Here is a 13,284-nt window from a genome sequence, read left to right as displayed (position 1 = left end):
ACATCCAGCTTAAATGGTTGACACCTAGACAACAAACTTGACAAGAAAATTCCTAAGCCTAAATAGAAACTTTGTAAAGCGAAACCTATTACCTAGCTTGAACCCCAAAGGCTGATTAAACTCTTTGTACATCTCCATTTTTGAGGAGTAAGTTTCAGCCATCCTCCGCAACGCAGAACCTTTTTCTGCTATCAACGCCGAGTGACAAGAAACTAAAGGTAACTGATCAAAAGAATATCCACTAAAGTGGAAGCATCTAATCACCGCATCACCAACAAAAAACACTTCCCCCTGACAGCTAACCTCATCAGTCTTGTCAACTCTCCAATGTCCCAGATTTAAGCCTGCATCATTAGATATTTTGACCCCATAAAAAAGTGTAGGCACGAGATCCAACCATTTCTGATCTGCATTCACATTTCTAAAATAATCTATTGAGCAATCTGTGTTTACGCAATTTATCCAATAATCGCAAAAAGCTCGCCCCACCGCCCCGGCTTTCACGACAAAGAGGCCAGCATTATATGTACCTGATTTCATTAACGTAGCCCACTCAGAGGCATCTCTCTGGTTGTCAGGCGTAAGGTGGGGGGTTAGCAATACACTCCAACTACCCTCCATAAATTCAAGATTATTATCAAAGAAATATATGTCTGAATCCGCGTAAAGCAGCGAGACATCTCTGTCACCATTTAGTTTCAACATATAATGGAGGGCATGCACTTTCAAATGACAACACCGCTCAGTCAAAGAAAGAAGTTCATATTTCCCTTGATACTCCCCGCCTTCCCCAATCACTTCACGGGAAGAAACAAATTCTATTCTGGGGTCCACTTCAAACCTACAACCAGACATATCACCAATATAAAATACGTAAAACTTTGAAAAGCTAGCCTCTTTCAAAGAATCAAACAGCGCCAAGGCACCGTTTATGCGATCTGTCGTGCATACTGTAAATATTTGCTTATCCATTGAACCTTATACTTAAACCTAACGCAGCCAAAGAGAACTCAGCTTCACGCCCTAAAAGCCAAAATATTAACGCGACTATAAAAAGTTAAAAATCAGTCATTAAAAAAACTATACTTACTTATTACTTAGTAGCACACTATCAAAATAACCTAGGCTCGCCTGCCAGCGGTCCATCATTATATGATCAGAAAAAATTAAATAATTTAAAAAAGGCATACATTCAATTAGACAGTTTTCAAGATGTAAATCTGGCAATTTATCGTGGGTATCACTGTTTTCTGGGAAATAGACAGCCACCTCTGAAAAATACCGCAAAGTTCGGACTCTATTCCTCAGAAGCCGCCAACACAATGAAGAGCTGACCAATAAAATTTTCTCTGGCCCAAGCTGAATGAGTAAACGCTCAACCAAACTACTTAAATCAGTAAGATTTAAGTTTAGACTTCCAACACTAACAACATCAAAAGAAGAGCAAAGAGAATTAAGGGGGTAGCTTCTCTCCTCCTCTACCAGTACAAACAAGGCCTTACCATCTTCTATGCTCAGCCCCTCACTTTTGAAATATTTTGATGCAAAATCTAGCGCTGCCTCTAAATTTTGAGATATAAATACATACGAGTAAGATTTTTTCCGCAATGACGACTTCAGGAGAAAATAATGGCGCCCAAGCTTTTTATCATCTAAGGGTAGGTCGATATGCTGTATAGAGGAAATATCCTTTTTATCCCTCCAAACATTCTCATCAATCTCCCTAGATACTGATGTAAGGTCGACAACAGCCCACTCGGGTATATTTTGGGAGAGCCTTGCTCTAACAAGGCTATAGAGCCCCCTAATATAACTGAAAAACCTCTTAATTAAATTGTTTAGCATATGTAAAGCTTAAAAATAATCAATAAAAATCCCAACTCCAGCTTGGGGGGGGGGCTCACTACCATAAAGAATATATATGACCTGATTTAATCGAACATCTTAGACCTACCTATAGTAGCCCCGCCGTCCTCGTGCGATTTACATAGCGATCCAAACACTTTTCTTCTCTCATATCTAACCGTTTTTGGGACCGAACGATGAATTTTTCCAAGAGACATAGTTTCAGCATTCCAGTGCCAGTCTTCAAACCCCAAGCCCGATTCAACTGCAACCGGCTGATAAGGGACTTCTTTAGCTAATGCTAAATTAGTTACCATACAAGCATTCCAGGGATTTAACTTAAGGAGGACCTCTTTCGCTACGCGATCCGCAATCTGATCAGGCTGACGCCACCATTGCTTCTCTTTGCCGAAAGTTATAATTATCTCAGGGTGGCAAATATACAGCTCGTTCGCCGCCGCTAACTTAACCGCTTGAGTTATCCAGTTCTCTGAAAAGTAATCATCCCCGTCAAATGTACCAACAAAATCACTTTCAGCAACTCCTATTAGATGATTACGAGATTCCCCCAAATCTCCTAGATTTACTTCTAGCACGGAATCATCTTCTCTGAGGAATGGGGAGGCCCGCAGCGTCCTTACCGTCAATTCATCAGCCTTGTCTGCCGAACACAAAATCCTGCACTTAATACCATGATTTTCAGCGAATCGTCTGCACCGATCTATAGAAAGGAGGGTTTTATGCGCAAGAAGCCCCTCCCGGTGAAAGGTAACCAGTGCTGTAAAGCTAGTGAGAAAATTTCGCACAAATCACCACACTTAATATCTAACACGAAGCTGGGCAAACATGGAAACTATCTCCCCTGGCTTACAATCACAACCATTAATAATTAAGAGGGAAACTCATTTCCCCTTTATACTCGCATGGGCGGCCCATACAGATTTTGCTACAATATGCACCTTACCCCCTACTCAAAGCCAAAGACCAACAAGAGCAAGTGGCATAACTTACACTTTAATTAATTACATAGTTATCGGCGCGACTATCAACAGCAGTTAGAATAAAACTCAACTCTTAATTAATTTAAATCCTACTTGCTAATCTTCAAAAATTAACTTGTTACTTTTTTCCGACTTCAAGACTTTATAAATATCCTTAGCATTCTCATTTAAGAACAAGTTTAAAAGATGTATGGTGTTTGGTCTAAAATAGTGATGCAGGTGTTGTGTATCTGCTGAGTATAAATCGACTGTACGAATCCCCTTATAACACCTTTTCGCCATATCTATAAACTTGATACACTGCTCTTCTCCGTATACGGGGAGCGCATCCATTATTGTCTTAAAGCGATGCTTTGAGCTCCTCATCATTGTATATAGAAAAGCGTCCGGATGGTTTTTCAAGTTCTCTCTAACAAGAACAGGCCACGTAAGTTCGTCTTCAATTTTTTTTATAGACAATCCATACGTCATTGAATCGTTATTATCTCGATAAAAATAAGTATAACTCGGACAATACGAAATTGACTCTGCTAGTGGCATTGCTCGACTGACAAAAACCTGATCTTCACCATACATAACCGGTTCGTGAAACTTCAAATCATGCTTTAACATAAATTTGACATCGAAAAGATAAGTATAAACGTTACCCAGGTGCGGCCATAAGTTTGGCTCCTCTCCAAACTTCAAATGGCTTTTATTCTCCATATGCCTAGCGAGCCACGACTCCCTTTTTATACCTTTAGATGTTAATCGTGCGGCATTACCACATATAATGTCACTTTCGGTTTCTAGCGCTCGCCTCAATAATTTTTCAGTGGAATCGTGTGGGATCACATCATCACTATCCACATGCCTAACGTAATCTCCTGTTACATGCCTTAACCCGGTGTTTCGAGCAGCAGGTAAGCCCCTGTTTTCCTTATGCTGAACAAGAGAAATCCTAGCATCTCTCTTCTGCCATTTCCTTACAACATCCACAGCCTTGTCCGGAGAACAGTCATCAACCACTATAATTTCTAAATTGTTGTATGTCTGATTGACTATTCCTTTCAAGCACTCATCCAGGAGACTCTCCGTATTGTATACTGGAACCACTATTGAAACTTTTGGATTTACCATGCCCCTTACCTGCCAACTCATTTATTAATTCAAGGACCCTTGATGTAGAGTTCCCATCACAGCGATTAACAAAATAGTCTCTAAATAATTTATACGCATATTGATCTACAACTCCCCATCTGAGAAAGTTCAACAACTTTAACTCATCCGGACTTTCCATTATTGGACATGGCGCAAGACCTCGATAGTCATATGAGAGCCCGCGATCAAGATCATACAAGTCTATATCCTCTGCATACAAAACCATTTTTTTATTCATCAATACAGCATCGAAAATTATTGAAGAATAGTCTGAAATCACGGCATCAGAAACGGCCAATAATTGATCTATTGAGCAATCACGAGCATCAATTACTTTCCCAGCTACAAAGTCAATATTATGATACCCATTGTAATTAAAAATAGACGGATGTAATTTTACCAAAAACACTTCATCTTCTTGCAAGCGAGATGCTATCTTTGAAAAATCCAATTTACAGCTGTACCAAACATCCGTAGGCCATTGCCCGCGAAATGTAGGTGCAAATAGGTACACTTTCTTTCCGTACAACTCTTTATTTTTGGAAAAAAAATCATCCCTCATACTTTGCAGGCTCGACGGACAAATCAGTTTATCGGTTTTAGGGACGCCCACAGAAAGCACATCTTCAATGCTGACATTAAAGTACTTCGCATACTGATTGCTCATATCATCTGAAGGAGAAGCGATTACATATTTAGAAGAAAGCCTTTTATAAGAGTGGTTATCTACAGATTTCACTGCCCCACTAGCATGCCACAACTCAAGCCTACTTGCCTTTTGGTTTATTTCAGATTTCACTGCACCACAAGCAGATACAATAACTTTCGCCCTGGCAATTTTCAGATCTTTAAAGAATGGGAAAGGCATGTTTTCGAAAAAACACTCCTTTTCAAAAAAACTACCAAAAGTAGTTTTCATATCTTGAAAACCCGGAACATCAATAAAAACTACACCACGAGAGGGTAGCATGCCCCCTATCTTTCGGAGTAACCAGTTGCGGAGAACTACCTTTCTTGACATTACCTTCTTGAGCGACACACGAAAATCCAAGAGGGATCTCAAAAGAAGCTTCATCCATCGCAGAGGTTTGGTGATACGCCATGAAAAAGAGCGCTCAACATCACCGATGTATCGCTGCGCTTTCCTCCATTCATTCAAATAGCTCTCTGGTGATAATCTCTTCTGGTAGGAGAAATTTTTGGTTAGCTCATCCAATTCAAAATTTAGTTGCTGCTGGAGGTTGTAATACGGTACCGAATCAAGCTTTGATCCATACGCTTTGGACTGGCTTACAACCCGTTCGATCATACTTTCCCACTGATCAAACACTCGCCCCCTTTCGTATTTTTTTGCATCTTCCAATGCATTTTTAGATAGCGACTCTAAATAGCCCTCATCTCTGAAGAGAGCTTCGAGAGCTATGGAAATCGCTTGCGGGGTACGCTCTTGTATTAACAACCCATCCACACCATGATGGATCATTTGCTGCACTCCCGTGCAATCATGAAACCCTAATGCCGGAACACCTAGCGCCTTCGACTCGATCAGCGTTAACGGACACCCTTCAAAAACTGATGGGATACAGAAGACTCTTGATCCACCAATAACCTCTTTAGGTTTTTCCGTGAAGCCTTTGAGCTTCACATGATCATGAAGGCTCTCCTGGGAGATGATACTTCTATAATACTCTTTATCCGGTCCATCACCATATATATGTAATTTCCAGCCATTAAGTCTATTTTTTAGCAAGGAAAATGCATGGATAAGTAAGCTAAGATTTTTTCCAGACTCTTCCAGTCTTCCTATCGATACAACTATCTTTTCTCTATCGTTAAAGGTACTGATATCGTCAATCAAGATGGGGACTGGATTAGGAATTACCGACAGCTTATCTTTCAAAAAGTCCGGCAGGTCATCTGCAAATTTATGATTCAGTAAGTGAACTTGATCTGCAGCATAAAAACTCATTAGCCGAGCATGACGCTTTTCCTCCCGCCCTCGCCCAAGGGTCCACCATCGATCAATGTAATACTCTGGATCGCTATGCTCGGAGAGGATTAACGGGATACCAGTCCCACGTAGAGCACCCAAAAAAATACTAACAATGGAATTACTGAACATTGGAATAACAACATCAGGCATCTCGGCCAATAGTATAGAGCGCAATTTTTCTATATTATTTTTACGATAATTGTTACTAATCAAATGCAGTCGAATTCTCTTGCTTAACTCAAGATATTCTGTCTTAAACTTTCCCGGAACAGTTATATAGACTACTTCATGACCTCTTAGCACCATTTCATTGCAAACTTCTACGGCAACCTTATCAATGCCTGTCATCTGCATCTTCAGGCTAAGACTAAATACACATATTTTCATAGCGATTATCTATGCTCAAATACCAATAATTCAGGTGCTTCTTTCTCAGGTCAACTAAAGTCAAGAGCTACTTGTTTAATTATTTTTGATGTCGATATTCCTTCAGTTCTAGAAAAATATTGGACCTTACAGATATTTGAAAAGCAGTCAAATTTGCCTTCCCAATCATTTCCCATAACCAAGATATCTGCATCGTACTGCCTAATATACTGTCCCTTCAGCTCCAAAGATTCCTCCAGAAAGACCTCATCAACACAGTGAAGTGACTCTACAATTTTCATCCTGTCATCTTGATTGTAAATTGGCGGGCGCCCCTTCTTACTAATATTTAGGGCATCAGAGGAAACACCTACAACCAGATAAGCGCCCAACTCTTTGGCTCTCTCTAAAATATTTACATGCCCAATGTGAAACACATCAAAAGTTCCAAATGTAATAATTCTCTTTAAAACTTCCATAACTATCGCCTACTATCAATGTTTACGTATAAAGAAATTTGATCTACATACAGAAAACATTATAAACCCATGATATAACCCTTCTGACGACCGATACGCTAAAAATTTAAAGAGCCAATATTAAAACACCCAGAAAACTCAACAATAACCAGTTGTATTTTATTAGCTTACCGATAAGTGATTAACGCTAATCATCTACATTCCACTGTGAGATGCCACCTCATTAATCTACTCGACCTCGAAAGCTTAATAACTGTGCCGAACCTTTAGAAGCGTCTCTACCTTCTCTTCATGGAAGTCTTCACCCAGAAAGTCAAATATACTTTTAACTTCTCTGCGGGAAACAACACCCTCATAGCTAACTAACAGGCAATCGTCATATTTGCCTGCTAACAGGTTAAATCTCTCCTCAGCCTTGCCCAGTTTTTTCCTAACTAGATTTTCATCACGATTTTTCCACCAACTGGACTTAACTACATCCGTTAAATTTCTCGTATTAAAAATAAATGCCGGCTTATCAAAAACTTGCCTGAGGAATTCTATGTAACTTTCAAGCTCCTCAACTTGGCTAGGCTCGATATATCTTATCTCTTTAAATCCTACAACTTTAGCTCTCTTTTTAAATAGACCTTGGTCACGATTTAACTGCTCTAAAATCGTTTTTTTTGTTGATTTTAAATACTTATCAAAGTCTAGCTTGCTTGCTCCATACCAAGGAGATGTAGGCGACTCTGATCGAGAGTCGCCAAACTCTTTTTCCGTTTTTTTTAGTGAGCAAAATGCTTTATATAAATGCCAGACGAAACTAAAATTCTCACCTCTTATTAAATATCCATCTATAGAGTTCAGAACACCCAAAAGCAAAGTGGAGCCACTTCGCCCATAAGTAATTACAAATACATTGCTATATTTCGGCATATAAATCACAACCTAGCAAAAGAGGATAAATTTAAGGTAAAGAGCATGCTTATGCACCACCAGCCCAGCCAAGTTTGGAGCGACATATTCCATAAAAATTATGCTCCAGGGGGTGTATGAGCGTTAAGCGATGCGGCTTTTTATGAATTCGAATTCGATCGCCCGGCTTTGTGATTACTTGGTCATGGCCGTCACAAGTAACATATGGCTTAGTTATATTTTGCTCGCCAATAATGAGCTCAAACTCACTGCTACCCTCCACTACAATCGGACGACTACTAAGGGTATGCGGATTCAGGGGTACTAAAACAATCGCATCTAGCTTTGGATGCATTATTGGCCCCCCCCCAGAAAGGGCGTAGGCTGTTGAACCTGTTGGTGTCGATATGATGAGACCGTCTGAACGCTGCGTATACACAAATTGACCGTCAATAAATAAGTCAAACTCAATCATTCGAATAAATTCGCCAGGGTGAAGCACTACATCATTCAGAGCAGACCCATTGGCAACCAAGCTACCATTTCTTGAAACCGACATATCGAGCAGGAAACGGCTTTCGGCCATATATTTTCCAGCTAAAACTTCACCAACTTTTTGCTCAACCTCGTCAGGAGTTATATCGGTAAGAAATCCCAGGCGGCCGCGATTTATACCAAGGAGAGGCACACTGAACTTAGCTAAAGCTCGAGCAGCAGAGAGCAAACTTCCATCACCACCAACAACGATGACTAAATCACAGAGTTCACCCAACTTATCTCTTGGGGAAATGCGTGCACTGTGTCTCACTGCGGTTGACGTCTCCTCCTCCAATACGATGGCGTAACCCTCCTTCTCTAGGAAAGCCATCAGACGAGTAAGTGACATTACAGCGCTACTACTTTCAGTGCGTCCGATCAACCCAATATTTTGAAATTCTGACAATGCTCGCCCTCTGAGTTCCCACGCCTGGACCTTATGATCCGCAGCGAACCTAACTGACACGCAATTTCATTATGCATGCATAGCCAATTGTGACAGGCAATTATGCCTTAGCTTGGTACATGAGTCGAATTTAGGACGACAAGTCAAAGGCTGCGCTCTGCCGAACGACCACACTTTTAATTCAAACGGCATGATAGAATCCGCGCCGACCCTGCAGTCCCCCAGAGTGAAGCGCTAACACCTTAAATCCATGGCAAATGCGGCCGGCACGAACTTCTTGAGAAAGGGCATAAAAAAGCTTTGCTGTATACACAGGGTCCAAAGGGATACCGGACTGACATTCAAAAGACTGATGGAAATCCAACAGTGGGGCAGGGTACTTGCCATAGCCGCCACAGTGATACTGACTGGTCAGCTGGATGTTATTCTCAGCAATACGTGAATCATCAGAGGCTTTAATTTGCGATAACTCTGCCCGCCAATGTAGCGCCTCTCGCCTAATCCCACCCCCAGCTCTTAGTACTTCAACGCCATACACCGGGCAACTGCCTACCGATGCGGCCAGCCCCCCCAAAGTTAACCCAGTACCACAGGCCACCCAGAGTTGGTCAAATTTAACCGGGGCCGTCTCTTCGATAATTTGCCCCAACAGGCTCACGCCTCTTGCTCCAGCAAGGTTTGCTCCACCTTCGGGGATGTAGAGTCCGCAACTGGACGCTAGCCCAATTTGCCTCAAAAAATCAGGCTGATGACGAAGCCGATACTCTTGCCTAGAAATAAACAGCAACCGCATCCCCAACCGCTCTGCATCCTGAAGCATACCGCCCATCACGGGTGGTCGCTGGCCGCGAACAATACCAACTGTACGAAACCCAAAGCGTGCCCCCGCCGCTGCTGTAGCATGCAAATGATTCGACCAAGCACCACCGCAAGTGACCAGGACTTCTGCACCCTTCTTGTCAGCTTCGATTAGATTGTACAGGAGCTTGTAAGCCTTATTTCCTGAAATTAGCGGGTCCAGCAGATCATCCCGACGAACCCACACTTCAACCCCGAAAAACTGATCACTATCGACTCGCTGGTAAGGGACTGCCCGTGCTGCATCGACAATGCTCTCCAAGTTAAGGCAAGTTAGATAGCGAATTTTTACACCCCCTCTAGTAGGTAGATATTCAGAAACTTACCCGCAATGTCATACTGCCAAGCGTTACTGATCAAAACGAGAAGTCATTGCTCCGAACGATACGCCCCTTCTACCCGTCATGTCTGACAAACCACATAACAAAATAAAACCGAGCAGTCTCTTCTGAATCGAGGCTTATAATTGACAGTTAAAAAACGGGACAATATTTACCGAAAATCACACCATCACAACGGTCAACCCTACCCATTAAGTAGATAATTCTCAGTCGACTGCTATCAACAAAATCAAAAACAATCGCCGAAACCAATCACCCTAAAAAACAGGCCTCTACCCACTTTCCCTTTTAATCTAACCGAAAATCGCCTCCAGAGCCCACAAAACAAGCCATTACTGGGCTTACCCTTCTCCAGGTCAGATTAATCAGACGCTGCTCCACAACATTCCTGGCAACACCCGAACCCACCAGGCTAAAGCTGGAAATTTGCAATTAACCGCTCAATACACTTTCAATCGGTAAAGAAAAATTATCTACGCGGAAAATCAAATCTATCGGACCAGTTTATACTCGACGAAATAAGCCACAGATCTAGCCCCAATTACGTGCCTTGCCCACAAGGCAAGCAGTCAGCCAGACCAGGCAAAAATCTAAAAGCACCCTCAAAAACCTATTTTTCCGCAAAAAAAAAGGCCCCCTCTTTCGAGGGAGCCTTTTAGATCTGGCGGACCGGACGGGACTCGAACCCGCGACCTCCGGCGTGACAGGCCGGCATTCTAACCAACTGAACTACCGGTCCTCGGTAGTAAACTTCCTCTATGGAAGTTGGTGGGTGGTACAGGGGTCGAACCTGTGACCTACGGCTTGTAAGGCCGTCGCTCTCCCAACTGAGCTAACCACCCGATGCTCTTTGCTATAGGGGCCGTGCCCCCTTGAGTGACGCGCATATTACCCGACTGTAGATTCCTGTCAACAATTTTCACGCCAAATAATCACGTCCGATCAATTTCCATCCGATTCGTCTGGTAAAGAGACAGGAACCCCCCTCATTTCAGCCTCTTCAGTACTTGCTCCCTGCAAGACCTTACCCTGCCGATAGTCTGGGTCTAGCAGATGCCCAGCTATCTTCACTGGGATCCCCCTCGGTATCAGCTGCTCTTTGGGGCGGGCCAAGTCTTGCTCGTTGTAATTACACACGCCGGTAGGAAATATTTTCTTTAGATCTGCCACACGACTGGAAATTTCCTCAGTGAATGGACCGTAGATCCCCTTCGCCAACGCCCGCTCAACCGGCTGTAGAGCGCACTTAAAGACATCATCAGTCACCGGTGCCCCCGCCACTTGCCTTGATGTACTATGAATTGGGTATACCCTCATACACTTCCCGGGAGTTTGGCTATTCCAGGGGCCATCCCAAACCTTACCTCCAGACGCAAGTAAATTTCCTTCTTTGTCGAAGCATCGGTCACTGGCATCATCCGGGCGGTTTTCCACTACACCTTTACCTGGGTTTTCTATGATGTTCTGCATCCAACGGTCGACTAAATCCAGCGCCTCATGCAATGGGTTGTAGCCTTTGTCACTCATCCAAATCAGTTGGTTCTCCGCATGTCCACGGGCACGCCGAATACGCTCGCGTGCGGAAAAAGAGGCTGAGCTGTGGTGCATATCAGGCTCTTTATCGAGGTAGTGCCGCAAATCAATAATGGGGATCTCTGCATCCCCCAGGAAAACGTGCCCGGAACGATATATTCCATTAATAGCCTCCAGACTTGCGCGACTGCGCTTCGCCGGCTTTTGGAGGGTTCCCATATTGAGATTTTGTTCACTCCAAAGGGACAAGCGAACTGGAAACATATTCCCATTCATAAACCACAACTGCTCTTGGCTCTGGTTTTCTGGTGCTTTCCAGCCACCTACAGCAGCATTGACACGTAAAAATGTATCTATATTAATTTCGCCGTTCACCAAGGCTTTCAGGCCGTACTGCACCCCCTCATTATCCCAAGAACTATTTGCGTACCCTGATGCGTTTGCACCATAAAATTGGCGAAGGTCCTCCCAGTGCGTCCAATGCACTTTTGGGACAACCTCAGCAGCGAAACTCTTAGCAAAGTGAACAAAGTTAGGGTTATTAACCAACGGTACTAAGCCTCGCCACCCTTCGACGCATTCAGTGGTTCCCTGCATCCTATCTCGGTAGCGGCTATCAAAAATCCCAGCAAAAAAACTCAATACTCCAAATTTACTTGAACCATTCTCACTGGCAGCTAACCCCTGGATAACCGTGCGCTCCTCTGCTTTTTTCCAGCGTTGATTCTGCCTATCCACAATGTCAAAGAAGTACTCCAGTGGCTCACAGTCGAAGGCATAGATTGTTTGGGACACCATATCTGGGTAGGAATACAAGGGGATAGCGGCATCTAAGAGGCCCGGAGCATTCTGCGCAAATAGATACTGCTGGATCGCTCCACCTGACCCCCCAATGCCAACGGTGTACATTGGATCCCCGTATAACGATACAAATTGCTTTTTCACCCTACGAGCAGTGTCTTCTGCCAGCCACATGTTGTAGTGGTTTCTAGTCTGATTGGCGGTCGAATAGACAATCGCATAACCGCGCGCAAGCTCATCCATTCGCCGCGTGGTGATATCTCCTTTGTTGATTTTTCCCTGGCGCCCTCCAATGCCTACGCCACCACGAAACTGATAGATCAGCCGCTTATTCCAGTTACTACCAGTTGGCCTACCTGCAGACTCACCCTCTCCCCTTAATACTGCTATTGCATAAAAGTGACGGTTGATTGTGCCTGTCTCTACACGAACAATAAAATCTACCTGCTTCCCGTTTACCGTCACCTGATCGATATCATTTCTGGCCTCATGCATATAGTGAAACTGGCCATCAGTGGTACTACGGTAAAAATAGGTAACCTCTGTAGCGTGACTGCAATCCCGGCTATACCCAATAACCTCTTTTGTCTTCCTGCCCTTATCATTTAGGGCAAAGATAGGCACCCCTTCACCATCCTGGTTGTCTACCAGGGGCTGCTTATTTGTAATATTGTTTTTCCCGCAATATAGAGGGTACCTGGCTGGGCCACTGAATAGAGTCTCTACAGGCCCCACCTCTCCCAAGCCAATAGGAAATGGGAAATATTCAGGCGGGCGGGACATCATTCGGGGGTGAGGGCCGGAATAAGCTGACGCAGGTTGATAGTCCAACACCCCTTCAGGAACCTTCAACACCGGAGCATCTACGCTCCCGTGGACTTTTGGCAGCTGGTTATACCCATACCAAGCTGCTGCCCCCAGGCCCACTAGCACCAAGAGCAAAATAGAGAGTATCCAGCCTCTCCTAACGGACATAAGCGCCTCCACAGGAAACATCACTTTCTGTACAGCTTGAGTATATGAACGGATGTCCCAGGCTACTGGCAGTTGGCGCCGAGGAAGACTTAAAGAGAGGCAGGACTTGTAG

The 13,284-nt window shown here is 43.6% G+C and carries 10 protein-coding genes and 2 tRNA genes; all 12 read right to left on the bottom strand.

The window, feature by feature from the left end; translation table 11 throughout:
* Positions 1-24: 24 nt before the first annotated feature.
* The gene (locus tag ACJJIQ_RS05335) at positions 25-972 is read right to left on the bottom strand and encodes a hypothetical protein (RefSeq protein WP_445363942.1); all 948 of its coding nucleotides are present in this window, start codon (positions 970-972) and stop codon (positions 25-27) included.
* Between the two features lie 114 nt (positions 973-1,086).
* Complete coding sequence (locus ACJJIQ_RS05330) at positions 1,087-1,845, bottom strand: hypothetical protein (protein WP_445363941.1); 759 nt, start codon at positions 1,843-1,845, stop codon at positions 1,087-1,089.
* Between the two features lie 86 nt (positions 1,846-1,931).
* The gene (locus ACJJIQ_RS05325) at positions 1,932-2,441 is read right to left on the bottom strand and encodes a glycosyltransferase (RefSeq protein ID WP_445363940.1); all 510 of its coding nucleotides are present in this window, start codon (positions 2,439-2,441) and stop codon (positions 1,932-1,934) included.
* 501 nt (positions 2,442-2,942) lie between these two features.
* Positions 2,943-3,965 carry a glycosyltransferase family 2 protein gene (locus tag ACJJIQ_RS05320; protein ID WP_445363939.1) on the bottom strand — a complete coding sequence of 341 codons (1,023 nt, stop codon included), beginning with the start codon at positions 3,963-3,965 and terminating at the stop codon, positions 2,943-2,945.
* Positions 3,904-6,327: a CDP-glycerol glycerophosphotransferase family protein gene (locus ACJJIQ_RS05315; protein ID WP_445363938.1), complete on the bottom strand. Its 2,424-nt coding sequence runs from the start codon at positions 6,325-6,327 to the stop codon at positions 3,904-3,906. The genes ACJJIQ_RS05320 and ACJJIQ_RS05315 overlap by 62 nt, the downstream gene beginning before the upstream one ends.
* Before the next feature lie 89 nt (positions 6,328-6,416).
* Positions 6,417-6,824: an FAD synthase family protein gene (locus tag ACJJIQ_RS05310; protein WP_445363937.1), complete on the bottom strand. Its 408-nt coding sequence runs from the start codon at positions 6,822-6,824 to the stop codon at positions 6,417-6,419.
* 246 nt (positions 6,825-7,070) lie between these two features.
* Positions 7,071-7,742, bottom strand: coding sequence for a hypothetical protein (locus ACJJIQ_RS05305; RefSeq protein ID WP_445363936.1), 672 nt, complete (start codon positions 7,740-7,742; stop codon positions 7,071-7,073).
* A 49-nt stretch (positions 7,743-7,791) separates the two neighbouring features.
* On the bottom strand, positions 7,792-8,664 hold the full coding sequence (locus ACJJIQ_RS05300; RefSeq protein ID WP_445363935.1) for an NAD(+) kinase: 873 nt from the start codon (positions 8,662-8,664) through the stop codon (positions 7,792-7,794).
* A 181-nt stretch (positions 8,665-8,845) separates the two neighbouring features.
* Positions 8,846-9,784: a 1-aminocyclopropane-1-carboxylate deaminase/D-cysteine desulfhydrase gene (locus tag ACJJIQ_RS05295; RefSeq protein WP_445363934.1), complete on the bottom strand. Its 939-nt coding sequence runs from the start codon at positions 9,782-9,784 to the stop codon at positions 8,846-8,848.
* 741 nt (positions 9,785-10,525) lie between these two features.
* Positions 10,526-10,602: transfer RNA gene (locus ACJJIQ_RS05290), tRNA-Asp, on the bottom strand.
* A gap of 27 nt (positions 10,603-10,629) precedes the next feature.
* Positions 10,630-10,705: transfer RNA gene (locus tag ACJJIQ_RS05285), tRNA-Val, on the bottom strand.
* A 100-nt stretch (positions 10,706-10,805) separates the two neighbouring features.
* Positions 10,806-13,172, bottom strand: a complete 2,367-nt coding sequence (locus tag ACJJIQ_RS05280; RefSeq protein ID WP_445363933.1) for a DUF6351 family protein — start codon at positions 13,170-13,172, stop codon at positions 10,806-10,808.
* Between the last annotated feature and the right edge of the window lie 112 nt (positions 13,173-13,284).

Source organism: Microbulbifer maximicatervae (SeqCode) (assembly GCF_052468295.1).
Note: the sequence above shows the minus strand (reverse complement) of the source record. Positions and strands in the feature narration are given on the sequence as shown.